21 protein-coding genes are annotated in these 23,993 nt (G+C 63.9%); 13 read left to right on the plus strand and 8 right to left on the minus strand.

The annotated features are described in order from the left end of the window. The first annotated feature begins 15 nt into the window (after positions 1-15). Together ATY02_RS18225 and ATY02_RS18230 are read left to right on the plus strand one after the other, a co-directional pair. Positions 16-1,839: a serine hydrolase domain-containing protein gene (locus ATY02_RS18225; protein WP_068583981.1), complete on the plus strand. Its 1,824-nt coding sequence runs from the start codon at positions 16-18 to the stop codon at positions 1,837-1,839. Between the two features lie 6 nt (positions 1,840-1,845). Beyond that, complete coding sequence (locus tag ATY02_RS18230; RefSeq protein WP_068583978.1) at positions 1,846-2,643, plus strand: MipA/OmpV family protein; 798 nt, start codon at positions 1,846-1,848, stop codon at positions 2,641-2,643. Positions 2,644-2,742: 99 nt separating this feature from the next. On the opposite strand, the gene ATY02_RS18235 is transcribed toward ATY02_RS18230, so the two are convergent. From ATY02_RS18235 to ATY02_RS18245, 3 genes are all read right to left on the minus strand, one after another. Continuing rightward, positions 2,743-3,978 carry an ATP-binding protein gene (locus ATY02_RS18235; protein ID WP_416220688.1) on the minus strand — a complete coding sequence of 412 codons (1,236 nt, stop codon included), beginning with the start codon at positions 3,976-3,978 and terminating at the stop codon, positions 2,743-2,745. A 57-nt stretch (positions 3,979-4,035) separates the two neighbouring features. Then, on the minus strand, positions 4,036-4,746 hold the full coding sequence (locus tag ATY02_RS18240) for a winged helix-turn-helix domain-containing protein (RefSeq protein WP_068583971.1): 711 nt from the start codon (positions 4,744-4,746) through the stop codon (positions 4,036-4,038). Between the two features lie 170 nt (positions 4,747-4,916). Next, complete coding sequence (locus tag ATY02_RS18245; RefSeq protein ID WP_068583968.1) at positions 4,917-5,522, minus strand: tRNA-(ms[2]io[6]A)-hydroxylase; 606 nt, start codon at positions 5,520-5,522, stop codon at positions 4,917-4,919. 230 nt (positions 5,523-5,752) lie between these two features. Between ATY02_RS18245 and ATY02_RS18250 the strand changes: the two genes are divergently transcribed. After that, positions 5,753-6,616 (plus strand): universal stress protein, encoded by an 864-nt coding sequence (locus ATY02_RS18250; RefSeq protein ID WP_068583963.1) that lies wholly within the window; start codon positions 5,753-5,755, stop codon positions 6,614-6,616. A gap of 40 nt (positions 6,617-6,656) precedes the next feature. Here ATY02_RS18250 and ATY02_RS18255 read toward each other — a convergent pair whose 3' ends face one another. Next, positions 6,657-7,127, minus strand: coding sequence for a DUF1289 domain-containing protein (locus tag ATY02_RS18255; RefSeq protein ID WP_068583959.1), 471 nt, complete (start codon positions 7,125-7,127; stop codon positions 6,657-6,659). 408 nt (positions 7,128-7,535) lie between these two features. Between ATY02_RS18255 and acnB the strand changes: the two genes are divergently transcribed. Beyond that, the gene (acnB, locus tag ATY02_RS18260) at positions 7,536-10,145 is read left to right on the plus strand and encodes a bifunctional aconitate hydratase 2/2-methylisocitrate dehydratase (protein ID WP_068583956.1); all 2,610 of its coding nucleotides are present in this window, start codon (positions 7,536-7,538) and stop codon (positions 10,143-10,145) included. 203 nt (positions 10,146-10,348) lie between these two features. Here the strand turns inward: acnB and ATY02_RS18265 are convergent, their stop codons facing one another. Then, entirely contained in the window at positions 10,349-11,452 is a 1,104-nt protein-coding gene (locus tag ATY02_RS18265) for an AraC family transcriptional regulator (RefSeq protein WP_068583954.1), read from the minus strand. Here ATY02_RS18265 and ATY02_RS18270 point away from each other — a divergent pair. From ATY02_RS18270 to ATY02_RS18280, 3 genes are read left to right on the plus strand one after another with little or no spacing between them, the layout of a single operon-like run. Further along, the gene (locus tag ATY02_RS18270; RefSeq protein ID WP_141698288.1) at positions 11,426-11,707 is read left to right on the plus strand and encodes a hypothetical protein; all 282 of its coding nucleotides are present in this window, start codon (positions 11,426-11,428) and stop codon (positions 11,705-11,707) included. The two genes, ATY02_RS18265 and ATY02_RS18270, sit on opposite strands and share 27 nt — an antisense overlap. 13 nt (positions 11,708-11,720) lie before the next feature. Continuing rightward, positions 11,721-12,860 (plus strand): tyramine oxidase subunit B, encoded by a 1,140-nt coding sequence (locus ATY02_RS18275; RefSeq protein ID WP_068583950.1) that lies wholly within the window; start codon positions 11,721-11,723, stop codon positions 12,858-12,860. A gap of 53 nt (positions 12,861-12,913) precedes the next feature. After that, positions 12,914-14,206: an NAD(P)/FAD-dependent oxidoreductase gene (locus tag ATY02_RS18280; protein WP_068583947.1), complete on the plus strand. Its 1,293-nt coding sequence runs from the start codon at positions 12,914-12,916 to the stop codon at positions 14,204-14,206. A 4-nt stretch (positions 14,207-14,210) separates the two neighbouring features. Here ATY02_RS18280 and ATY02_RS18285 read toward each other — a convergent pair whose 3' ends face one another. The 3 genes from ATY02_RS18285 to ATY02_RS18295 form a co-directional block, all read right to left on the minus strand. Next, entirely contained in the window at positions 14,211-15,923 is a 1,713-nt protein-coding gene (locus tag ATY02_RS18285; protein ID WP_164823690.1) for a SulP family inorganic anion transporter, read from the minus strand. Then, complete coding sequence (locus ATY02_RS18290; protein ID WP_068578267.1) at positions 15,913-16,530, minus strand: ParB-like protein; 618 nt, start codon at positions 16,528-16,530, stop codon at positions 15,913-15,915. The genes ATY02_RS18285 and ATY02_RS18290 overlap by 11 nt, the downstream gene beginning before the upstream one ends. 174 nt (positions 16,531-16,704) lie before the next feature. Next, positions 16,705-17,985 carry a serine/threonine transporter gene (locus tag ATY02_RS18295; protein WP_068578265.1) on the minus strand — a complete coding sequence of 427 codons (1,281 nt, stop codon included), beginning with the start codon at positions 17,983-17,985 and terminating at the stop codon, positions 16,705-16,707. A gap of 495 nt (positions 17,986-18,480) precedes the next feature. Between ATY02_RS18295 and ATY02_RS18300 the strand changes: the two genes are divergently transcribed. From ATY02_RS18300 to ATY02_RS18325, 6 genes are all read left to right on the plus strand, one after another. Next, complete coding sequence (locus ATY02_RS18300; protein ID WP_068578263.1) at positions 18,481-19,020, plus strand: cysteine hydrolase family protein; 540 nt, start codon at positions 18,481-18,483, stop codon at positions 19,018-19,020. Positions 19,021-19,148: 128 nt separating this feature from the next. Beyond that, positions 19,149-19,535 carry a VOC family protein gene (locus ATY02_RS18305; RefSeq protein WP_068578262.1) on the plus strand — a complete coding sequence of 129 codons (387 nt, stop codon included), beginning with the start codon at positions 19,149-19,151 and terminating at the stop codon, positions 19,533-19,535. A 15-nt stretch (positions 19,536-19,550) separates the two neighbouring features. Then, positions 19,551-20,507, plus strand: a complete 957-nt coding sequence (locus ATY02_RS18310) for a 2-hydroxyacid dehydrogenase (protein WP_068578260.1) — start codon at positions 19,551-19,553, stop codon at positions 20,505-20,507. A gap of 170 nt (positions 20,508-20,677) precedes the next feature. After that, on the plus strand, positions 20,678-21,745 hold the full coding sequence (locus ATY02_RS18315) for a phosphotransferase family protein (RefSeq protein WP_022644001.1): 1,068 nt from the start codon (positions 20,678-20,680) through the stop codon (positions 21,743-21,745). A gap of 38 nt (positions 21,746-21,783) precedes the next feature. After that, positions 21,784-22,551 carry an SDR family oxidoreductase gene (locus tag ATY02_RS18320; RefSeq protein ID WP_068578258.1) on the plus strand — a complete coding sequence of 256 codons (768 nt, stop codon included), beginning with the start codon at positions 21,784-21,786 and terminating at the stop codon, positions 22,549-22,551. Between the two features lie 277 nt (positions 22,552-22,828). Further along, a complete protein-coding gene (locus ATY02_RS18325; protein ID WP_068578255.1) occupies positions 22,829-23,935 on the plus strand; it encodes a Gfo/Idh/MocA family protein in 1,107 nt (368 codons plus the stop codon). The last annotated feature ends 58 nt before the right edge of the window (positions 23,936-23,993 follow it).

A 23,993-nucleotide genomic window follows, 5' to 3' on the forward strand; every position in this document is an offset into this window, starting at 1 on the left:
TCGGGTGCTTGCTACATGTCCCCCAAACTTCTCGGCCTGCCAGTGCTGGGCATTCTGCTGGGTAGCCTGGGTTGCAATGGTCAGCCGCCATCGCCGCCGTCCATTGCACCCGGTGACTACGCCAGCATCATTCGCTATTTGAAACAGCACATTCCACGGGAGATGGCCGAGCATCAGGTCCCCGGGTTCTCCATTGCCCTGGTGGAAGGCCAGGAGCTGATCTGGGCCCGGGGCTTTGGTCTTGCCGACAAGAATCGTGGCCTGCAGGTCACGGAAAACACGGCGTTTCGCGCAGGGGCACTGTCGCAACTGCTGACCGCCACGGCGGTGATGCAACTGGTGGAGCAAGGCCGTCTGCAACTGGACTCGCCCCTGCAGGCCACACTCAAGGAGTTCTACGTTCGCTCGCGCTTTCATGACGATCAGAACGCCGCCGACCAGGCAGTGACCCTGCGACGCCTGCTCAGCCACCAGGCCGGGATGCCCGCCGAATACCTGCGGGACCTGCGCACGCCGCATATCCTCGGTGAGTTGCCACAGAAGGTCAGCGGGGTCTGGCTGAACAACCTGCCCGGAACGCGAACGGCCTACTCCAATCTCGGTTACGCCCTACTGGGAGCGGCCATCGAACGTAGCAGCGGCGTGGATTTCGAACAGCAGTTGCAGACCAGGCTGCTGCGCCCCCTGGGCATGAGCCAGTCGAGCTTCCTCGGTGACAGTAGCCACCTGCCCTATCGCACCCGGGGCTATGAGGACGGCGCGGTCAGTGTCAATGCGCCAGTGCGCGACGTTCCCGCCGGTGGCTTGTGGACCAGTCCACGGGACCTGAGCCGTTTCGTACGGATGCTTTTCGCCCAGGGTCGATACCAGCATCGCCAGCTGCTGTCGGCGGACTCCGTCAATGAAATGGTGCGAGTACAGAACACCGGCAACGTCATGGATTTCGACTGTCAGGTCGGCTTGGGCTGGTTTCTCTCGCCCTGTGGCGACGAGTGGGTGCGCCCGGGTATCCGTACCTGGCAACACAGCGGCAGCGGCAACAACTTCCATGCCCAGATCAGCGTGCTGCCGGAGCAGCAACTGGCAGTCATCGTCATGAGTAACTCCGGCACCGGCGAAGCCCTGGCCCAACCCTTGGTACCGCAGATCCTGCGGATGCTGTTGCAGGCCCATGGGGAGCCTGGCGAACAAGGCGCACAGGTCAACCAGCCCGCCCGGCAACTGGCGGCGCGGCGCCGGGTACCCGAGGCGGCGGACCGCCAACAACTGGCCGGGTTCTACGCCACCGCCTACGGCGTGTTGCGCATCAGGGACCAGGGCCAACGCTTGTTCGGCGAGGTGGGCGGCATTCGTTTCGAACTGCTGCGTGATGAACACGGCTGGCTACGGGCACAGAAGAAACTCCTGGGTTTCTGGCTCCAGGACCTGGGCGACCTGGGTCGGGTGCAACTGGATGTCGTCAGCGTCCAGGGACACCGGGTGTTCACCGCCAAGAGCCATGGCCAGTTGCTGGCCGTGGGGGAGCGCATCGACCCGGTGCCCCTGCCCGATAACTGGCTGGCCACGGTCGGCACCTACACAGCGCTCAACGACGACGAAGCCAACACCCCCATGAGCGGCGTCGACATCGCTCTGGAGGACGGTTTCCTGATGATTCGCAGCCTGCAGCAGGGACGCACCCTGACTGACTACATCCTGGCCCCGGTAGACAACGCCCATGCGGTGATTGCCGGCCATGGACCCGGCCTGGGCGACACCGTGCGACGCCAGATCAATGGGGTCAATGTCCTGGGCTACTCGTTCAAACGTACCTATAACTCCAACCACCTGAGGTTCTAAACCGATATGAAAACCCTGAAACGCACCACCACCGCGCTGTGGCTCGGCACCCTGGGCCTGACCACGGCTTCTGCCGTGGTCCATGCCGAGGACTGGAAATTCGGCGTCAATGCCGGGGTGGCCAGCGTTCCACGCTACAGCGGTAGCGACCAGCGCGCCGTGATGCCGATCCTCGGTGCCGAGGTCGTCAGCCCCTACGGCATCTTCCTCAATACCGAGCAGGGCCTGGGCTGGGGCAACAAATGGGGCGACCTGTCGTTCAGTACCTGGGTCGGCCCGAGCGAATCGCGCCACGACAAGAACCGGATGGGCCAGGGCTCCAAGCGCCTGAAGGGCATGGGCGACATCAAGACCCGCGCCCAGTACGGCGCTCACCTGGGCTATGACCTGGGCCCATTCGAGCTGGGCGCCACCGTGACCCATGCCGTGAAGAAGAACAGCAACCGCGATACTGGCCGGGCCTACAGCCAGCTGGAACTGAGCGTCGGCACCAACCTGTACGAAGGCAGCTACGGCAGCCTGGACGCCAGCGTCAACACCCTGTTCGGCAACGCCGACTACATGCAGACCTGGTACGGCGTCAGCAGCACCCAGGCGGCCAACAGCCGCTTCGGTGCCTATAACGCCAAGGGCGGCCTGGTCAGCAGCGGTGCGGACCTGACCTGGAGCCTGCCGCTCAACGAGCAGACCAAGCTGTCCACCCAGTTGTCGATGGACTACCTGGGCAAGAAGGCCGCCGACAGCCCGCTCGTCGATCGGCGCCTGCAGACGGTCCTCTCTACCCAGATCGAGTACAGCTTCTAAGGCCGCAAAAAATACGGCCCGTGATCACGGGCCGTAGGGTGTCGAAGACCAGGCCCCGCGAGGGGCTTGGTCATTTTTGTGCTCGGCCCTGGCGCAGCGTCAATCCGTGCTGGCCCAGGTCATGCGGAACGAGGCACCGCCCCACTCCGAGTCCATCACTTCGACCTTGCCGCCATGCCATTGCGAGACCCTGCGCACCAGGGCCAGGCCCAGGCCGAAACCACCGGTACGCCGATCACGACTGGCATCGAGCCTGGAGAATGGCTCGAAGATCTTTTCCCGCCCCTCTACCGGCACACCCGGGCCGTCATCGTTGACCCGCACCTCGTAGCCGTTTTCCAGACGCACCAGGGACACCTCCACACGCCGCTCGGCGTAGCGAATGGCATTGCGCAACAGATTGATCACGGCCCGGGCCATGAAGCGCGGCTCGATGCTGATGTACTCCACCTGGCAGGAGCGAATCAGCAACTGCACGCCTGCCGCCTCGGCCTCCAGCGCAACGCTGCCGATCACGCTGTCCAGCCAGCTCTGGGCCTGGATCTGTTCGCGATTGATCGTCGCCGCGCCGTGCTCCAGGCTGGCGTAGCTCAAGAGTTCGGACACCATTTCCTCCAGCTCGCCCAGGTCGGCGTACATGTCGCAGATCAGCTCCTGGCTTTCCTGCGGGTCCGGGTTCTGCTTGAGCTGGTCCAGTTCGAAGGACAACCGGGCAATGGGCGTGCGCAACTCGTGGGACACGGCATTGGTCAGCTCGCGCTGGTTGGCGATCAGGCCTTCGATGCGTGCGGCCATGCGGTTGAAGTGCTGGGCCAGGTCACGGATGTTGGAACTGCGCGACAGATGCAGGCGGGTTCCCAGGTCGTTGTTGCCGAAACGCTCGGCGGCCAGGCGCAGGCGCTCCAGGTCACGCCAGTGCGGCCGCACCCAGAAGTACAGGACGATACCCAGCAGCGCACCGAGCAAGGCATAGCCTGCAATGTTGTAGTGCAGGGTCATTGGCTGCTCTTCCGGCAGCTTGATGCTCAATAGCTGCGGACCGCCGTCGATACTGGAGATGAACTCGTCGTACTCATCGCCGCGCACCACCAATTGACTGGAGTCCAGCAGGGCCTGCTCGCGAGGCGTCAGGTTCAATTGATCGGCCTTCACCAGCGCCAGCAACAGCCCATAGTGAGGCTTGAGCGCCTCCAGCTGGCTCTGGCGTCCGGATTCGTCCAGCGGTCTTAGCTGTTCACCCAGGCTGTAGGCCTGCCCCCGGACCGCCTCGCGGTTGTAGGACTCGATCAGGTCGGCCGCCAGGTAGTTGAGGAAGATGTGTTGCACTGCAGCCATCGACCCGGCGAAACCCAGGACCAGGAACAGGTAGAGCCCCAGAAACAGCCGCAGCATTCAGATCTCCCAGGCGAACGGATTGAACAGGTAGCCCTTGCCCCACACGGTCTTGATGCAGGCCGGCTCGCGAGGATTGTCCTTGAGCTTGTGGCGCAGCTTGCTGATGTAGACGTCCACGCTGCGATTGAGACCGTCGAACTCGATGCCGCGCATGCGGTTGAGGATGTCGTCCCGGGACAGGGTCTTGCCCGCGGCGCTGGCCAGCAGCCACAGCAGCTCGAACTCCATGGTGGTCAGATCGATCGGCTCGCCGCTCAGGCGAACCTCGCGGCTGCTGCGATCGATGTTCAGTACGCCGAACTCCAGGGCCCCGCGCTGGGCAGCCGGCTCAGGCACCTGGCGTCGCTGCAAGGCCCGCAGGCGGGCCAGCAGCACCGGCGGCTTGATCGGCTTGATCACGTAGTCGTCGGCGCCGGACTCCAGGCCGAGGATGTGATCGAGATCATCCTCCTTGGCGGTGAGGATCACGATCGGGGTGTCCGATACCGCACGGATTTCCCGACACACATGCAGGCCGCTCTGGCCCGGCAACATGAGGTCGAGTACCACCAGTTTCGGTTTGAATTCGAGAAAAGCCGACAGGGCTACATCGCCCCGATGGACCGTCAATACTTCAAAGCCATGCTGGGACAGGAAGTTGGCGATCAGCCCGGCGAGCTTCTCGTCATCTTCCACCAGCAATACTTTGCCAAGACCCAGGTTTTCCATAGATACCAGTCTGCGAACGCACGATTTTTAAGTGCGCGCAGTATAAGCGGCAGGGGATTAAAGAAAGGCTAACGCGCAGCACAAAATCCAAAAGCTGCAGGGTTGCATGCAAGATTTCATCTTTTTAAGAGTTTTTTACAATTTGCCCCCAGTAAACCGGGGGCCATTGCTCACCAGGCCGGCACACCGCTGTGGAAACGGAACTCCTGGTCCGGCGACTGGATCAGTTCCTGCTCGGCGACTCGCACCTTGTCGATCACCTGGGCGATGTCCTTGGCGTCACCGTACTGATACGCCAGCTTCAGGTAGCCCTGGTAGTGCCGGGCTTCGCTCTTGAGCAAGCCGAAGTAGAACTTGCCCAGCTCCTCGTCCAGGTGCGGCACCAGGGCCTCGAAACGCTCGCAACTGCGCGCCTCGATGAAAGCCCCCACCACCAGGGTGTCCACCAGCTTTACCGGCTCGTGGTTGCGCACCACCTTGCGCAGGCCCGAGGCATAGCGACCGGCGGAGAGCTGGCGCAGTTCGACCTTGCGCTTCTTCATCAGGCGCAGGACCTGCTCGTGGTGCACCAGTTCTTCACGCGCCAGGCGCGACATCATGTTGATCAGGTCGATATGGGAGTGGTACTTGGCAATCAGGCTCAAGGCCGTGCTGGCGGCCTTGAACTCGCAGTTCTTGTGGTCGATCAGCAGGGTTTCCTGATCGGCCAGGGCGGCCTGGACCCAGGCATCGGGAGTCTGGCAGCCGAGGAATTCGGCAATCGGCGGGAAGTTCATCGGCGGGTATCCAGGCAATCCGCTGCGGCCCGCAGGTGACGGGCGGCGCTAGGGGTGATCGGTAACATGGGGCTCACGGGACAGGAGGGCTTTGCAGCCAAAGGCGCGATTATACCGGCCACGCCACAGACCACCAGCGACGGCGCTTGATATGCATCAACATCCCTCCAAGGTGCCAGCAACTATAGTTATTCACAGTAGTCGTTCATCCCTTCCTGGAGATCCCGAGCATGCAAAGCATCCGCAGTATCCTGGTGGTCATCGACCCCACGCCTGGAGAAAGCCTGGCCCTCAAGCGCGCCAAGCTGATTGCCGGGGTCACCCAGGCGCACCTGCACTTGCTGGTCTGCGACAAGAAACATGAGCATTCGGCCTTGCTCAGCGTGCTCAAGAGCAGCCTGACCGGCGAAGGCTACAGCGTCACCACCGAGCAGGCCTGGAACGAGAGCCTGCATGAAACCATCATCGACGTGCAGCAGGCCGAAGGCTGTGGCCTGGTGATCAAGCAGCACCTGCCGGACAGCCCGTTGAAAAAGGCCTTGCTGACACCCGCCGACTGGAAGTTGCTGCGCTACTGCCCAACCCCGGTATTGCTGGTCAAGAGTGCTACCCCCTGGTCCGGTGGCGTGGTCATGGCGGCGATCGATGTGGGCAACCTGGACGGCGAGCATCGCATCCTGCATTCGAGCATCGTCGACCATGGCTTCGATATCGCCAGCCTGGCCAAGGCCCAGTTGCACGTGATCAGCGCCCATCCGTCGCCGATGCTGTCGGCGGCCGATCCGGTATTCCAGCTCAAGGAGACCATCGAGAAGCGCTACCGCGAGGCGTGCAAGGCATTCCAGAGCGAGTTCGACATCGACGATAACCACCTGCATATCGAGGAAGGCCCGGCCGACGTACTGATCCCGCACATGGCCAACAAGCTCGAGGCCGTACTGACCATCATCGGCACCGTGGCCCGTACCGGCCTGTCAGGGGCACTGATCGGCAATACCGCCGAGGTGGTGCTCGACTCCCTGGACAGCGACGTGCTGGTGCTCAAGCCGGCGGACATCATGGATCACCTGGAAGAGCTGGCTGCCAGGGCCTGAATGACCGGGCGAGGGAGTTCGCTCCCTCAAGGCCCGGGGCTCAGGAACCCAGCGCGTCCTTGAGGAAGCCCGGAGCGATGTAGCGCTGGTAATGGGCTTCCGACAGGAGGAAGAACTCCCGGTCGATCGCATCGCGCAGTTCCGGCAGGCCCCAATCGCGAAACTCCGGCAACAGCGCCATCCCATAGGCATCGAGCTGGTTGATCACCCGGGCGCCGCGGGCAATCAGCTGGTAGGCCCAGCAGTATTCGGATTGATGGGGAACGAAACGGATCTTGCGTTGCTCGAGCTGCCCACGCAGCCGCGCCGGGTCGAAGACCTCCAGCTTGGCCGCCATCACCTGCACCAGGAGTTGCTCCAGGCGCAGCCACACCGCCCGCTTCTCATCCTCGTTGTAGCCATTCCAGTTGACCACTTCATGATGGAAACGCTTGCAGCCACGGCACACCAGGTCGCCATAAACGGTGGAGCAAAGGCCGACGCAGGGAGTCTTGATGGTCTGATTGGGCATAGATAGACAGCACACGCAAAAGCAAAACAGGGCGCAATGTTAGCCCTTTGTCTAACATTGATCACCCCTCAAACTTTAATCCGCCAACTTACGTTTAGTTTTTTTTTGCCGTAGAATCAGCCAGCCTTTTTAGGCGCCAATGTCCGTTTGAAGCTGTTTTCAAAGCGTCACGAGCACAGTCGTTCCTTCAGAGCGGTGTTGGCGAGGGGTTTTTCCAGCGGGGAAAAATCCAGCGCCAACCCTCATCAGCTCCCGTTCTGCAGGCGTAAAACTTTGAAAGCAGCTTCTGTAAGGAATTGTCGGTAATTCTGGCTAAGTGGCCCACAACGCCACGCAGCGCATGAGTACGGCAATTTCGGGATGAGCGTCCCGGACACCCATTTGGGACCACTGATGAGGGTAATAACTGTGCTTGAAGCCTACCGCAAACATATCGAAGAGCGCGCAGCACTGGGTATCGTTCCCCAGCCGCTAAACGCCGAACAAACTGCAGGCCTGGTCGAGCTGCTGAAGAATCCCCCGGCTGGCGAAGAAACCTTCCTCGTTGACCTGATCACCAACCGCATTCCACCAGGCGTTGACGAAGCTGCCTACGTCAAGGCCGGTTTCCTCTCCGCCGTCGCCAAAGGCGAAGTCACTTCCCCTCTGATCGACAAGAAACGTGCCGTCGAACTGCTGGGCACCATGCAAGGCGGCTACAACATCGCCACCCTGGTGGAGCTGCTGGACAGCGCCGAACTGGCCGCCGTCGCCGCCGAACAACTCAAGCACACCCTGCTGATGTTCGATGCCTTCCACGACGTGGCCGAAAAAGCCAAGGCTGGCAATGTCCACGCCAAGGCCGTGCTGGAATCCTGGGCTGCCGGCGAGTGGTTCACCAACAAGCCAGCCATCGCCGACAAGTACAGCCTGACCGTGTTCAAGGTCCCAGGCGAAACCAACACCGACGACCTGTCCCCTGCCCCGGATGCCTGGTCGCGCCCTGATATCCCGCTGCACGCCCTGGCCATGCTGAAAATGGCCCGCGACGGCATCGTGCCTGAGCAACAAGGCGCCATCGGCCCGCTCAAGCAGATCGAAGAAGTCAAGGCCAAGGGTTTCCCGGTTGCCTACGTCGGTGACGTGGTCGGTACCGGTTCTTCGCGTAAATCGGCAACCAACTCGGTACTGTGGTTCTTCGGCGACGACATTCCGTACGTGCCGAACAAGCGCGCCGGCGGCTTCTGCTTCGGCAGCAAGATCGCCCCGATCTTCTACAACACCATGGAAGATGCTGGCGCACTGCCTATCGAGTTCGACGTTTCGAACCTGAACATGGGCGACGTGATCGACGTCTACCCGCACGCTGGTAAAGTCTGCAAGCACGGCACCGACGACGTCATCACCACTTTCGAACTGAAGACTCCGGTCCTGCTGGACGAAGTTCGTGCTGGCGGCCGTATCCCACTGATCGTCGGCCGTGGCCTGACCGAGAAAGCCCGTACCGAACTGGGCCTGGGCCCAACCAACCTGTTCAAGCTGCCAGAAGCTCCTGTCGATACCGGCAAGGGCTACACCCTGGCACAGAAAATGGTTGGCAAGGCCTGCGGCCTGCCGGAAGGCAAAGGCGTGCGCCCTGGCACCTACTGCGAACCGAAGATGACCACCGTCGGCTCCCAGGACACCACTGGCCCGATGACCCGTGACGAACTCAAGGACCTGGCGTGCCTGGGCTTCTCCGCTGATCTGGTGATGCAGTCCTTCTGCCACACCGCGGCTTATCCAAAGCCGATCGACGTGACCACCCACCACACCCTGCCCGACTTCATCATGACCCGCGGCGGCGTTTCCCTGCGTCCGGGCGACGGCATCATCCACAGCTGGCTGAACCGCATGCTGCTGCCTGACACCGTCGGCACCGGTGGCGACTCCCACACCCGCTTCCCGATGGGCATCTCGTTCCCGGCCGGTTCTGGCCTGGTCGCGTTCGCCGCTGCCACCGGCGTCATGCCGCTGGACATGCCGGAATCGATCCTGGTGCGCTTCAAGGGCAAACTGCAACCTGGTATCACCCTGCGTGACCTGGTTCATGCCATCCCTTACTACGCCATCCAGAAAGGCCTGCTGACCGTCGAGAAGAAAGGCAAGAAAAACGCCTTCTCCGGCCGCATCCTGGAAATCGAAGGCCTGGACGAACTGACCGTCGAACAAGCGTTCGAACTGTCCGACGCCTCCGCCGAACGTTCCGCTGCCGGTTGCACCATCAAGCTGCCAGAGAAGGCGATCGCCGAGTACCTGCAGTCGAACATCACCCTGCTGCGCTGGATGATCGGCGAAGGCTACGGCGATGCCCGCACCATGGAACGTCGTGCTCAAGCGATGGAAGCCTGGCTGGCCAACCCGCAGCTGATGAGCGCCGACAAGGACGCCGAGTACGCCGAAGTCATCGAGATCGACCTGGCCGACGTCAAGGAGCCTGTGCTCTGCGCGCCGAACGACCCGGACGACGCTCGCCTGCTGTCCAGCGTCGCTGGCCAGAAGATCGACGAAGTGTTCATCGGTTCGTGCATGACCAACATTGGCCACTTCCGTGCAGCCGGCAAGCTGCTGGACCAGGTCAAGGGCCAACTGCCAACCCGCCTGTGGCTGTCGCCGCCAACCAAGATGGACGCCCACCAGCTGACCGAGGAAGGCTACTACGGCATCTACGGCAAGGCTGGCGCGCGCATGGAAATGCCGGGCTGCTCGCTGTGCATGGGTAACCAGGCACGTGTAGAGCCGAACTCGACCGTAGTGTCGACTTCGACCCGTAACTTCCCGAACCGTCTGGGCGATGGCGCCAACGTCTACCTGGCTTCGGCCGAGCTGGCGTCGGTGGCTTCGATCCTGGGTCGCCTGCCGACCGTCGAGGAGTACATGGAATACGCCGGCAAGATCGACAGCATGGCAGCGGACGTATACCGCTACCTGAGCTTCGACCAGATCGCCGAGTTCCGCGAAGCGGCCGCCAACGCCAAGATCCCGGTGATACAAGCCTAAGGCTCTAGCGTTGTAGAAAGAACGCCGCGTATTCCACGATACGCGGCGTTTTTTATTGCCCGTGATCCAGTGGCGGACCTCCGTCCTCTTCGTGGCGCAATTGACTCTGGCCCTTGAAAAGGCCGCAACGGCGCCAGGCTTCCGGGGTTTCTTCCTGGACGCAGGCGCCCGCCCCAAGGCCGCCGTCAACGCTACGGGGTCCGCTAGAGCGCCGAGTCATCGACATCGCTCGCCCCGGGCTGATAGCGGTGCCTGGAATAGCGTCGCGGCGAGACCCGGGTCCACGCCTTGAACGCCCGGGAGAATGTCGCCTGGTCGGAATAGCCCAGGTCCTGGGCCACTGCCGAAAGCGGCATGTCGCAAGCCTGGAGCAGGTTTTGCGCCTTAGCCTGACGCACCTCCTTTAACAGGCTGCGAAAGGAGCTCCCCTCTTCGACCAGGCGCCTGCGCAAGGACCGTGAGGAAAGGTCCAGCGCGGCGGCAATCGAATCGCAATCCACCGAGGCACATCCCAGCCGGCGGGCGATCAGTTCGCGGGCTTGCATGGCCAACCCCCTGGTCGTGGTGTTTTCCGGGCCCAGCAAGTCCAGCAGGTGGCGTTCCAGGACGCGTTTGAGCCCGATATCGTGCCCGCCTGCGGTACGGGAGAACGGGCGTTCGAGATCGCTGTTGAGCAACACCAATTGGTTGGCGCCCTGGTGGCCGCGTACCGGCGCCTTGAAAAAACGCTCCAGGTGCTGCTTCTTGCCGGCTATCGAGTGCTCGAAATGCACCTGCACCGGCGCCCATTGCGTCGTCAGCAACTGCTTGATCAAGCCTGCGATCCCGGACAGGGTGAATTCCGCATCCTGGCGGCGCGGCCAGATACCCGGGTCCTGGATCCGATAGCTCAGGACGCTCGTTTGCGGGCCGCAAGCCAGCTCCAGCAACGAGTGGGTCTGCCAGCGCGTCTGGAACTTAATGACGTAGTCCAGGGCATCGTGCAGGTTGGCGCAGGCCCTGAACAAAGCATGAAAAGGCCCCAGCTCCTCGAGCCCGAACTGCGTTCCCATGTCCAGGCCGAGAAAAGGCCGGTCGAACCTTTGCGCCGCCTGCTCGAGCAACGACACATAGCGCCCCAGTGCTATGCGCTCATAGGGTGTCGCAGCCTGGGATCGGTAGAGGCCGTGCTCACGTAACAACGAATCCAGCCGCCTGCCCACATTGGCCAGGACCTTGAGCAGCGTGATCAGGTACAGGGTACGGGTCGTCGCCGGCTCACCGGTATCCGGACGGCACTCATGAGTTACCTCAAGCAGTTCCTTCATACGCATCACCCCTCGCAGGCCATCCTGGCGTTAGTCGATCGCGCCCTCCTCCTATCGGCCTGGCCCCTACCAGCGCACAGCGCAGGGACATCAGTTTCCGCTCTTTCCCACAGGCCGCCAGAGCCGAATAGCGTGTTGGCCGATTCTGCAAATTCTGCATCCGGTTTTGCAATTTACCGCGGTTCTGGCCCACGGCAAGATCCGCCCAACAACAACAACAACAACAACAACAACAACAACAACAACAACGCCTGAAAGGATGTGAGAGATGAACGCCTCGACGAAGATCGACTTTGTTTATCTGTCCGAACCGGACATGGTCCGGGCCGGTGTGACCGACATGCCCAGCTGCGTGGACACCATCGAAGAAGTGTTCGGCCTGCTCTATCACAACGACTATCGCATGGCGGGCGCCAACAATAGCTCCCATGGCGCACTGATGGTGTTCCCCGAGAATTCGCCCTTTCCCGATATGCCCAAGCCCACCGCCGACCGCCGCTACATGGCGATGCCGGCCTATCTGGGAGGGCGTTTTCGCATGGTCGGCATGAAATGCTACGGCTCCAATGCCGAGAACCGCGACAAGGGCCTGCCCCGCTCGATCCTGATGTTCATGCTCAATGACGCCGATACCGCCGCTCCGCTGGCCTTCATGTCGGCCAACCTGCTGTCGGCTTACCGAACAGGTGCCGTGGCCGGGGTTGGTGCCCGGCACTTGGCGCGCCAGGACTCCCGGGTAGTCGGGATCCTCGGCCCGGGCGTCATGGCCCGGACCTCGCTGGCCGCTTTCATGGCGGTATGCCCGCAGATCGACACGGTGAAGATCAAGGGGCGCGGCCAGCACAACCTCCAGGCCTTCCTGGTCTGGGTCGCCGAGACCTTCCCGCAGATCACCCGGGTGCAGGTGGTCGACAGCCTGGAAGCACTGGTACGCGACAGCGACATCGTGACCTTCTGCGCTTCCGGCGTGGTCAGCGACCCTTCGACCTACCCCACGGTCCGGCGCGAGTGGCTAAGGCCCGGAACCTTCCTGTCGATGCCGGCCACCTGCAACATGGACCAGGCCATGGAGGCCGCGGACATTCGCAAGGTGCTGGACCACACCGCCCTCTACGAAGCCTGGTATGACGAAGTGCCCAAGCCTTCCCACGCCACTGTCCCGATGATCGGCATGCGCTTCATGGACCTGCTCGCCGCAGGCGGGATGCAACGCGAGCAGCTCGAGGACCTGGGTGCGATTGTCGCTGGCCAGGCGCCTGGCCGGCGCTCCGAGGACGACATCATCATGCTGTCGGTGGGCGGCATGCCCGTAGAAGACGTGGCCTGGGGCACGGTGGTCTATCGCAATGCCCTGGAGCGCGGGATCGGCGTCAGGCTCAACCTGTGGGAGCAGCCCGCCCTGCGCTGAGACCGGGTCGCGAGCAGCGGCCCGGGTGATGTCCAAGCTGAAGGAGACGAGCCGTGGCTCCCCTGATCACTCCAGTCCAGACCTCGCTGGACCTACCCGAAGCGACCACCGTAGTGGTCATAGGCGGCGGCATCATTGGCCTGGTCGCCGCCCTGGTCCTGGCCGAACGCGGCACACCCGTGGTCGTACTGGAAAAAGGCCGGATCGCTGGCGAACAGTCCTCGCGCAACCAGGGCTGGATTCGCAAGATGAGCCGCTCGGCGCCAGATGTCCCGCTGGCCATGGCCGCCGATCCACTATGGAACGGCCTGGCGGCCCGTGTCGGTGCCGATGTCGGCTACCGCCGCGCCGGCATCCTGTACCTGGCCCGCAACGAATCCGAATTGGCCGTGCACCAAGACTGGCTCGACTCGGTACAAGACCTGGCGTTGGACTCGCGCCAGATCAGTGCTCTGCGTATCGGGCTCCTGGCGCCAGGCGGCAGAGGCCACTGGGCAGGCGGCCTTTACACACCTTCGGACGGACGCGCCGAACCGACCCTGGCGGCCAGCGCGATCGCCCGTGCAGCCATGGCAAAGGGCGCCGTGATCGTCGAGCACTGTGCGGTACGGACCCTGTCGCTGGCCGCCGGCAGGATCGCCGGGGTCGTCAGCGAACGCGGCGAGATCCGCTGCGAACAGGTGCTGCTGGCGGGCGGCCTGTGGTCGCGACGTTTTCTCGGCAACCAGGGCATCGACCTGCCGACCTTGCCCCTGGTGGCGTCGATCCTGCGCACCGCGCCTGTGCAAGGCCCCTGTGATATCACCGTGGGCGCCCCGGACTTCTCGTTTCGCAAACGCCTGGACGGTGGCTTCACCATCAGCCATCGCGGCGTCCTGAACGCACCGTTGACGCTCGACAGCCTGTTGCTAGGGCGGCGTTACCTGGGTGCGCTGCGCGAACAATGGCAAAACCTGCAACCGTCCATCGGCCGCGAGCTGTTCGACGATCTCCTCCTGGGACGACGCTGGCGAGCCGACCAGGTATCGCCTTTCGAACGGGTACGGACCCTGGACCCACCTGCCGACCCCAGGGTGAACGCCGAAGCGCTGCGCAACCTGGCCACGGCCTGGCCGATGTTCAAGGACGTCGTGGTGAAGCAAGCCTGGAGCGGCGCGCTCGATGTCACCCCCGACTCGCTGCCGGTGATCGGCCCTGTCGCTAAGATCCCCGGCCTGACACTGGCCAGCGGTTTCTCGGGCCACGGCTTCGGTACTGCGCCAGCAGCCGGGCAGCTCGCCGCCGACCTGATCTGTGCCACCCGGCCCATTGTCGATCCGAGGCCTTATCGGCTGGAGCGGTTCTAGCCCTCTACCGCCGCGGGCCGGAGCCCGGTGCCTGATGATCGGCATGCTCGTCAGTCGCCGGCTCGCGCCCGCCCCGCCGCCCCTCCTGGAGGGTATCGTCGACGCTGGTACCGCTGAGCAACACCTGGTACCGACGGCTCGACGGCAGCGCCACCAGGGCCTGGTTGACGTCGTGCTTGAGCCGGGCCAGGGCCAGGTGCTTGCCCTCCTGGCTGACCTGGCGGAAGAACTCGTCCAGGGCCTCGATGCTGGTGCCGTCCAGGTTCGGCGACTCCTCGAGGCTGAGGATGATGCTGTGGATCGGTGCCTCGACATGGCGGATCAAGTGCAGCGCGCCCCCCAGGATGCGCTCGGCATTGGCGAAGAACAGCGCCTCTCCCGGACGCAGGATCAGTACCCCGGGCACCTGCCGCGCCTGGGGATGACGGCTCAGGTCGACAAAGTCGTGGCCGCTGCCCAACTGGCCGAGGATCTGGATTTGCGCCGACGACATCTGGCGCAACATCAGCAGGATGCTCACCCCCACCGACAGTAGCAGGCCATCGAGCACCCCCAGCACCAGCACCGCGGCCACCGCGCAGATCACCAGCAGGCGATCCCGGCGCCAGATAAAGTAGCGCCCCAAGGGTTGCAGGCTCAGCCCATGGCCCAGGGCATACATGACGATCGCCGCCAGCACCGGCTCCGGAGTCAGGGCGATGTAGGGCAACACTGTCAGCACGATCAACAGCATCACCGCCGCGGCGGTCAGCCCCGCCAGGCGCGAACCGGCTCCAGCCGCCTCGTTGGCGGAGCTGGCCGAGTAACCGGCACCGGCCGGCATGCCGTGGAACAGCCCGGACACCAGGTTGGATACCCCCAGGGCCAGCAGGTCGCGGTTGGACGACACCCGATCGCCATGCTTGAGCGCCAGGGAGCTGATGGAACCATAGGACTCGGCATACAGGATCATCACCAGGGCGAACGCCAGCTCCCCCAGGCGCAGCCAATCGGCAAACGGCAGGTCCGGCAGGCTCGGTACCTCCAGCTTGAGCTCGATGACGCCAATCAGCGCCACCCCATGGGCCGGCAGGTCCAGCCATTGCCCGGCGACGATGCCGATGACCACGGCCACCAACCCACCGGGCACATAGGGGATCCGCGAACAGATCGCCAGCACCAGCAGGGCCGCGGCCGCCACGGCGGCACCGGCCCAGTTCCAGTGCGGCCACTGCTCCAGCAACTGCGGTAAAAAGCGCACCAGGTTGCCGGTACTCAGGTGCACCCCGACCACCGTGGCGAACTGCTTGAGGATGATGGTCAGCGCCAGGCCGAAGGCGAAGCCACGCAGCACCGGCTTGGCGATGAAGGCCGTGACGCCACCGAGGCGGAACACTCCGGCCAGGACAAAGAACGCCCCCGTGAGCAGCACCAGGGCAAAGGCCAGGCCCAGGCGCAACTGCCCATCACCATCCGACAGCGACAGGGTCGCGGCGGCCAGTACCGCCGCCGATGACGAGGTCGCCGACACGATGGCGAAACGGCTGCTGCCCAGCAGGCCATAGCACAGCAAGCCGGCGAACAGGGCGATGACCCCGGCCTGGGGCGGCAAGGCGGCGATGCTCGAATAGGCCACCGCCTCCGGCAACAACAGCCCGGCGATGGACAGTCCGGCCAGCAGATCCCGTGCTCGTGTGGGGAGCGCAGTGGCAGGTCCCTGCCCTCGATCAGTCGACAATCTGGCCCACCCATCCCGGCAAGTAACGAGCGTCCTGGCTGCGCGCCAGCTTCATGGCCCGGGCCTGGACCTTGGCGCCCAGCTTGCCCAGCGCCTCGATGGCGATCCGCCGGCGAAAGAAATCCGCCCAGAGGAACTCACTGAAGGGCGTGGCGTCCTTGGCAAAGCCACCGGCGCGGCGCAGCAACCCGGCCAGGCTGCGGTAGGGGTCGTCCTGCAGATCGAGAATGCGCCCCGGGATACGCTCGAAGGAACGGCGAACGCCCTGGGCATCGTAGGGATGGGCCCACTGGTTGAAACCCATCACCTCCCAGAAACTGCCCGGCTCGACAAAGGACAGGTCTTTGAGCACCAGCAATGGCACCTCCTTGACCTCCTCTTGCAGCAGGGCCAGGCCAAAGTGATGGTGATCGACGATGTAGTAGCGCTGCCGGGGACCGAGTACACAGGGAAACCAGTGGTCGTCCAGGGCTGCCGCCCGGGCCTTGCGCTTGAGCTGTTGCCATTGCTCGCGCTTGGCCTGGACTTCGGCCAGGCCGACGGTGAGTTGGGTGGGGTGCAGGCTGTCCAGCCGGGCGCGGATCAACTGCGGGTGGGCACGGGCCATGAAATGACTCCAGGCAAAAATCATCAGCTTAGACGCTAATCGCCCGACGCTTGCCCTCTCCATCCACCCGCCTGCCTTCAGGCTCGGCAGGCCCCTGAACGACAACGCCGCCGGTGCTGGGCAGCATCGGCGGCGTTGATTTCAACTATTGCCTGGCGCCAGGCCAGCCCGGCCTCAGGAAGCCAGCGAGTACACCAGCGCGGTGATGGCCACCAGGCCTACCAGGGTCACGAACACATTGGACGCCTGGCCACGGTAGCGGGCCATGGCCGGCACCTTGCGGATGGCGTACATCGGCATCAGGAACAGGATGGCCGCGATCACCGGGCCGCCCAGGGTCTCGATCATGCCCAGGATGCTCGGGTTCAAGGTCGCCACGGCCCAGCAGATCACCAGCATGAAGGCCGCGGTCACCCGGTCCAGGGTCTTGGCGCCCGGGCGTCGGCCGCTCTTGACGATCAAGCCCTTGAGGCCTTCGCTGGCACCGATGTAGTGCCCCAGGAACGACTTGGCAATGGCCACGAAGGCAATCAGCGGCGCGGCGAACGCGATGGTCGGGTTGCTGAAGTGGTTGGCCAGGTAGGACAGGATCGACAGGTTCTGCGCCTTGGCTTCGGCCAGTTGTTCCGGCGACAGGGTCAGCACGCAGCTGAAGACGAAGAACAGCACCATGACCACCATCAGCAGGTGGGCGCGGGACAGGATCTGCGAGCTGCGCTGCTCGGCGTGCTGGCCGTAGCGACGCTTCTGGTCAACCGCGAAGGCCGAGATGATCGGCGAGTGGTTGAACGAGAACACCATCACCGGAATCGCCAGCCACAGGGTGTGCAGGAAGGCCGATGGCGCCGGGATGTCGCCGGCGGTGGCGAGGATGCCGCCGTTCCAGTGCGGAATCAGGAACACCGCCAGGAACAGCAAGGCGACGATGAACGGGTAGACCATCAGGCTCATGGCCTTGACGATCACCTGCTCGCCACAGCGCACCACCGCCAGCAGGCCGAGGATCAGCACCAGGGACAGGATCGCCCGTGGTGGCGGCGCGATGTGCAGCTGGTGTTCCATGAAGCTGCCGACGGTATTGGTCAGGGCCACGCTGTAAATGAGCAGGATGGGGAAGATGGCGAAGAAGTAGAGCAAGGTGATCAGGGCCCCGGCCTTGATCCCGAAATGTTCCTCCACCACCTCGGTGATGTCGGCGCCCTCACGCCCGGAGAGCACGAAGCGGGTCAGGCCGCGGTGCGCGTAGAAGGTCATGGGGAAGGCCAGCAGCGCCAGGATCAGCAGCGGCCAGAAGCCACCGAGGCCAGCGTTGATGGGCAGAAACAGGGTACCGGCACCAATGGCGGTGCCGAACAGGCCCAGCATCCAAGTGGTGTCTTGGCGGTTCCAGCTGGTCAGGGTCGCTGGGGCCGCCGTTTCAAAGCGTTGATCAACGCTGTTGGCCTGATCATTCATCCGGTGGGATCTCCACATTCCGGTCGTTTGCCGTTGGCTCGGAGCGCGCCGGAATACCCGACAGACAAACCCCCGAGCAAACAGAGGGGGCGCGATTGTCCGGGATTCCAAGGACGCTGCATAGACTCAGCGGAGGAATGGCACCTGCGTTGCGGCAATCTTGTCCGTTTTTGTCGCAAAGCGTCTGGCCCGGCCCTCTCCCTGGTCCTGCGGTTTTTTCGCAGGTGCCGATCGGCCCGTCAAAGCGGCTTATCGCCTCACCCCTGGTGAATCCCGCTCGGCCCGCGCCCGCGTTGACAGCAATTGGCGACGAACGGCATGATCGGGCCCATGAATGCCTATCCGCTCATCTCGACCACCAGCACCACGACTGCCTCCGGCGGGTCGCGTGGTGGCTGTGCAGGATGAAGCGAGCACAGTGACAACCAAGGCCCCGCCAGCAATGGACGGGGCTTTTTGTTTCTCCGTCCGGCTGGCACAACAAGGAGAGACAAGATGCCTTTACCCAACGCCAAGCGCGCCCTGCTGGTCATCGACATGCAGGTCGGACTGTTCAACGGACCGGACAAGCCCTACCAGCGCGAACAGGTCCTGGACAACATCAACCAGCTGATCCGTCGCGCCCGCCAGGCCGGGGCCCCGATCTTCGCTGTGCGCCACACCGGCGCCGCCGACTCGCCCATCGCCGCCGGCAGCCCGTTCTGGCAGTTGCTGCCGACCCTGGAGGTGGACGAGCAGCAAGACTGCGTACTGGACAAGACCCGTCCCAACTGCTTCACCGGCACCGGGCTGGCCGAGCGCCTGCACCAGGCCCAGGTCAGCGAGCTGGTGATCGTCGGCATGAAGACCCAGTACTGCGTCGATGCCACCTGCCGTGCCGCCGGCGACCTGGGCTTTGCCGCACGGCTAGTGGAGGATGCCCACACCTGCATGGACACCCCATACCTGGGGGCGCGCAAGATCATCGATCATCACAACACCACCCTGGACGGCGCCTTCGTCACCCTGGCCAGGACCGCCGACATCACCTTCTGATCCCGCCATCACCGCCCGGGACGCGCCGACGACGGCGCCACTCCCCGGCAACGGCTGCTTCGGGCATTGCCAAACGCCCGGCTAATGCGCACCCTTGAGCCTTCGCCATTGTTTTGCTGGAGTTGCCCATGAGTGTTGCCGGCTTCGTGCTCTACAGCCTTGACCCACAGGCCCTGGCGCGGTTCTACGCCGCACTCCTGGGCTGGCCCATCAGCGATCAGCAGCCCGACTACCTGCAACTGCAACACCAGGGCATGGAGCTGACGCTGATCCAGGTGCCGGCGGCGATCGCCGCGCGCATCGTCCTGCAAGATCCTCCCCTGCCCCGCAGCGACTCTGCCTGCAAGCCAGTGTTCTGGATCAGCGACCTGGATCAGGCCCGGCAACGCGCCGCCAGTGCCGGCGGGCGGCTGTACGAACCCGAGCGCGAATGGCAGTTCAAGGGCGCCCGGGTCTGCGATGGCATCGATCCGGAAGGCAATATCTTCCAGTTGCGGCAAACCCTGCCTCAATAACCCAAGGAGTTCGCCATGCCCGCTACCGTCCTGGTCCTGATTGAAAATTTCAACGCCTACCTGCCACGGCTCGAAGCGCTGGGCTTTGAGCTGATCCTGGCCCAGACGCCCGCTGCCCGGGCCCGAGCGATCGCCGACCACGCCGGGCAGATCGACGCCGTGCTGACCCGCGGCCCCCTGGGCCTGAGCGCACAGGAAATCGATGCCCTGCCCCGGCTGCAGATCATCTGCGTGATTGGCGCCGGCTACGAGCAGGTGGACCTGCAAGCGGCGAGCAACCGGGGGATTGCCGTGACCACTGGCGCCGGGATCAATGCCTCGTCGGTGGCCGACCACGCCCTGGCACTGCTGTTGGCCCTGGTGCGCGGCATCCCCCAGGCGGACGCGGCGGTGCGCCAGGGGCATTGGCCGAAAGTCATGCGCCCGGCGCTGACCGGCATGCGCCTGGGCGTCCTCGGGCTCGGCGCGGTGGGCCAGGCCATCGCGCGGCGCTGTGCCCTGGGCCTGGACATGCAGGTCAGCTATCACAGCCGCCAGCCCCGGCCGGACCAACCCTATCGTTTTTGCCCGACCGTGCTGGAACTGGCCCGGGACACCGACCTGCTGATGATCGCCACCCCCGGCGGCGCCGAGACCCGGCACCTGGTGGGCCACGAGGTGCTAGAGGCCCTGGGGCCCGAGGGTTTCCTGGTGAATGTGGCCCGGGCCAGCGTGGTGGACACCGAGGCCCTGCTGCTGGCACTGGAGCAACGAAAGCTCGCCGGTGCGGCCCTGGACGTGTTCGATGCCGAACCAGGGGTGCCGGAACGCCTCAAGCATCTGGACAACGTGGTGCTCACCCCCCATGTCGCCGGGCTGTCGCCCCAGGCCAGCCGCGACAGCATGGACATGGTCGGCCGCAACCTGCTGGCCCACTTCAGTGGCCAACCCTTGCTGACCCCTCTGGCCCTGCCGCTGCCCAACCGCAGCTGAATCCCGGCTGACGGCTATGCTCCCTGGGGCGATTCAAACGCCTGTATCAAAAACAATGATTGCCCGGCAACACTCGCACCTATAAAGGCCCGCCACGATTGTGGGGGGCCAGCGGGCACATTAGATTAGTCAATAATCTCTGGCCTCCAGAATAAGCAGAAGGGATAAGCATGGCGCTTACAGACCAGTCCACCCGCACCCGCTCGGGTGAAGAACTCGACGCCGCTCTGATCGACCCATACCTCAAGGCGCAGATTCCCGGCCTGACCGGCACGCCACGGATCAGCCAGTTTCCCGGCGGCGCCTCGAACCTCACCTACCTGCTGGAATACCCCGAGCAGGAATTCGTCCTGCGCCGTCCGCCGTTCGGCCACAAGGCCAAGTCGGCCCACGACATGGGCCGCGAGTTCCGCATCCTCAACCAACTCAAGGACGGCTTCCCGTACTGCCCCAAGGCCTACGTGCACTGCACCGACGAATCGGTGATCGGGGCCGAGTTCTATGTGATGGAACGGGTCAAGGGCATCATCCTGCGCTCCGACCTGCCAGCGGAACTGAACCTCGACGCCAGCCACACCCAGGCGCTGTGCAAGAGCTTCATCGACCGCTTCGTCGAGCTGCACCGGGTCGACTACCAGGCGTGCGGCCTGGGCGACCTGGGCAAGCCCGAAGGTTATGTGCAGCGCCAGATCAAGGGCTGGAGCGACCGCTACGAGAAAGCCCTGACCCCCGATGCCCCGCAGTGGGAGGTGGTCAAGGCCTGGCTCAACGACAAGATGCCCGCCGACCATCCGACCTCGAGCATCGTGCATAACGACTACCGCTTCGACAATGTGATCCTCGACCCGCAGAACCCGATGCAGATCATCGGCGTGCTGGACTGGGAACTGACCACCCTCGGCGATCCGCTGATGGACCTGGGCAACACCCTGGCCTACTGGATCGAAGCCAGCGATCCGGGGCCGGTGCAGCTGATGCGCCGCCAGCCAAGCAACGCCCCGGGCATGCTCAGCCGCCAGCAGTTCGTCGACTACTACGCCGAGCGCTCCGGCATCCAGATCGGCAACTTCGATTTCTACTACACCTACGGCCTGTTCCGCCTGGCCGGCATCGTGCAGCAGATCTACTACCGCTTCTACCACGGCCAGACCCAGGACAAACGCTTCGCGCAGTTCATCCACATGAACAAGCTGCTGGAGCAGATGAGCCTGCAAGTCATCGGCAAATCCAGCCTCTGAGTGCGCTTCGGCGCCTGACCGCCCAACAAGGAAAAACCATGTCCAAGACTCAGTTGTTCGACCTCGACGGCAAGATCGCATTCGTCTCCGGCGCCAGCCGTGGCATCGGCGAGGCCATTGCCAAGCTGCTGGCCCAGCAAGGCGCCCATGTGATCGTCTCGAGCCGCAAGCTCGAAGGCTGCCAGCAAGTGGCCGATGCCATCGTCGCCGCCGGCGGCAAGGCCACCGCCATTGCCTGCCACATCGGTGAAATGGAGCAGATCCAGCAGGTGTTCGCCGCCATCCGCGAGCAGTTTGGGCGCCTGGATATCCTGGTCAACAACGCTGCCACCAACCCTCAGTTCTGCAATGTGCTGGACACTGACCTGGGAGCCTTCCAGAAGACCGTGGACGTGAACATCCGCGGCTACTTCTTCATGTCGGTGGAAGCCGGCAAGCTGATGCGCGAACACGGTGGTGGCAGCATCATCAACGTGGCTTCGATCAACGGCGTATCGCCGGGGCTGTTCCAGGGCATCTACTCGGTGACCAAGGCCGCGGTGATCAACATGACCAAGGTCTTCGCCAAGGAATGCGCGCAGTTCGGCATCCGCTGCAACGCCCTGCTGCCGGGCCTGACCGACACCAAGTTCGCCTCGGCACTGGTCAAGAACGACAGCATTCGCAACGCCGCCCTGGCGCAGATCCCGCTCAAGCGCGTGGCCGACCCGAGCGAGATGGCCGGTGCGGTGCTCTACCTGGCCAGCGACGCTTCCAGCTACACCACCGGCACTGCGCTGAACGTGGATGGCGGCTTCCTGTCCTGAGCCACCTGCGCCGTACAAAAAGGCAGCCTGTGGGCTGCCTTTTTCATGCCCTACATAAACCTGCAGGAGCAGCCGGTGGACGCTCGATTGCACGCGAGGGTCGTTAACGATGATGTGCATTGCCTGACGGAACGCGGCGCCCTCGGGTTCATCGCGGGCAAGCCTTGCTCCTGCGGAGTTTTGCCTCGGTAATGAATATTTATTCTCTTTATTGAAATTAGAGAATTTTTATTCCATAAATACTCATCCCTACCACAACAACTCTAAAGGTGCGGCGATGGATGAACTGGGCGTTGGGCTGATCGGAACCGGATTCATGGGGCGCGCCCACGCCCTGGCTTTTCGCAGTGTCGGTGCGGTATTCGAACTGCCAGTGCGCCTGCGCCTGGCGGCCCTGGCCGATGCCGATGGGCAACGCGCCGCGCACTGTGCCAGGGCCTGGGGATTCGCCCAGGCCTACGCGGATTGGCGCCAGTTGATCGATGATCCCCAGGTCGGCCTGGTGGCGATCACCACCCCCAATCACTTGCACTTTCCCATGGCCATGGCTGCCCTGGCGGCGGGCAAGGCGGTGTACTGCGAAAAACCCCTGGCGGTGACCAGCGAACAGGCCCAGCAGATGCATCAAGCCGCACAGGCGGCCGGGGTGGTGACCCGGGTCGGCTACAACTACCAGCACAATCCATTGATCGTCCTGGCCCGGGAGCTGATCGGCAATGGCGAGCTGGGGCAACTGGTGAGTTTCCAGGGCGAATTCAGCGAGGACTTCATGGCCGATCCGGACTCACCCTGGACCTGGCGCTGTGACCCGCAACAGGCGGGCGGCGCCCTGGCGGACCTGGGCAGCCACCTGCTGGCCATGGCGCGTTTTCTCATGGGGCCGGTGGCCGCCGTGTGCGCCGATACCCACACCGTGCATCAGGAGCGCCCCGTTCGGGCCGGCGCCCCTGAACGCCGCGCCATCGCCGTGGACGACCAGGCCCATGCGCTGCTGCGCTTCGCCAATGGCGCCCGGGGCAGCGTGGGCAGCAGCTGGATCAAGCACGGCTACAAGAACCACCTGGCCTTCGAGATCAGCGGCACCCTGGGCACCCTGGCCTTCGACCAGGAACGCCTGAACGAACTGCGCCTGTATCGGGCCGGCCAACCGGGTTTCCAGCGCCTGCTGGCCGGCCCGTCCCTGCCCGGCTACGCGGCCTTCAGCCCGGCGCCAGGGCACCAGCTGGGCTACAACGAACTCAAGACCCTGGAAGTGCAGGAGCTGCTCATGGCGATCTGCGGCCAGGGGCGAGACGGCACCGACTTCCAGGAAGCCTGGAAAGTGGAACGGCTGGCGGCAGCGATCCGCCTGGCCGCCCGGGAGCAACGCTGGATCACCTTGTAACCGTTGCAGGGCCTAGGCGAGGCTGCGCCAAGGCCCGCAGGGCCTTCATCACGCCAAG

The sequence above is a fragment of the Pseudomonas sp. BIOMIG1BAC genome (assembly GCF_001705995.2).
In the GTDB taxonomy this organism is placed as follows: Bacteria; Pseudomonadota; Gammaproteobacteria; order Pseudomonadales; family Pseudomonadaceae; genus Aquipseudomonas; species Aquipseudomonas sessilinigenes.

Bases quoted from the DNA above. Each gene is read 5' to 3' on its own strand.
- ATY02_RS18225 (WP_068583981.1), top strand. From the start codon at position 16: ATGTCCCCCAAACTTCTCGGCCTGCCAGTGCTGGGCATTCTGCTGGGT.
- ATY02_RS18230 (WP_068583978.1), top strand. From the start codon at position 1,846: ATGAAAACCCTGAAACGCACCACCACCGCGCTGTGGCTCGGCACCCTG.
- ATY02_RS18235 (WP_416220688.1), bottom strand. From the start codon at position 3,978: ATGGCTGCAGTGCAACACATCTTCCTCAACTACCTGGCGGCCGACCTG.
- ATY02_RS18240 (WP_068583971.1), bottom strand. From the start codon at position 4,746: ATGGAAAACCTGGGTCTTGGCAAAGTATTGCTGGTGGAAGATGACGAG.
- ATY02_RS18245 (WP_068583968.1), bottom strand. From the start codon at position 5,522: ATGAACTTCCCGCCGATTGCCGAATTCCTCGGCTGCCAGACTCCCGAT.
- ATY02_RS18250 (WP_068583963.1), top strand. From the start codon at position 5,753: ATGCAAAGCATCCGCAGTATCCTGGTGGTCATCGACCCCACGCCTGGA.
- ATY02_RS18255 (WP_068583959.1), bottom strand. From the start codon at position 7,127: ATGCCCAATCAGACCATCAAGACTCCCTGCGTCGGCCTTTGCTCCACC.
- ATY02_RS18270 (WP_141698288.1), top strand. From the start codon at position 11,426: ATGAGTTACCTCAAGCAGTTCCTTCATACGCATCACCCCTCGCAGGCC.
- ATY02_RS18265 (WP_068583954.1), bottom strand. From the start codon at position 11,452: ATGAAGGAACTGCTTGAGGTAACTCATGAGTGCCGTCCGGATACCGGT.
- ATY02_RS18275 (WP_068583950.1), top strand. From the start codon at position 11,721: ATGAACGCCTCGACGAAGATCGACTTTGTTTATCTGTCCGAACCGGAC.
- ATY02_RS18290 (WP_068578267.1), bottom strand. From the start codon at position 16,530: ATGGCCCGTGCCCACCCGCAGTTGATCCGCGCCCGGCTGGACAGCCTG.
- ATY02_RS18295 (WP_068578265.1), bottom strand. From the start codon at position 17,985: ATGAATGATCAGGCCAACAGCGTTGATCAACGCTTTGAAACGGCGGCC.
- ATY02_RS18300 (WP_068578263.1), top strand. From the start codon at position 18,481: ATGCCTTTACCCAACGCCAAGCGCGCCCTGCTGGTCATCGACATGCAG.
- ATY02_RS18305 (WP_068578262.1), top strand. From the start codon at position 19,149: ATGAGTGTTGCCGGCTTCGTGCTCTACAGCCTTGACCCACAGGCCCTG.
- ATY02_RS18310 (WP_068578260.1), top strand. From the start codon at position 19,551: ATGCCCGCTACCGTCCTGGTCCTGATTGAAAATTTCAACGCCTACCTG.
- ATY02_RS18315 (WP_022644001.1), top strand. From the start codon at position 20,678: ATGGCGCTTACAGACCAGTCCACCCGCACCCGCTCGGGTGAAGAACTC.
- ATY02_RS18320 (WP_068578258.1), top strand. From the start codon at position 21,784: ATGTCCAAGACTCAGTTGTTCGACCTCGACGGCAAGATCGCATTCGTC.
- ATY02_RS18325 (WP_068578255.1), top strand. From the start codon at position 22,829: ATGGATGAACTGGGCGTTGGGCTGATCGGAACCGGATTCATGGGGCGC.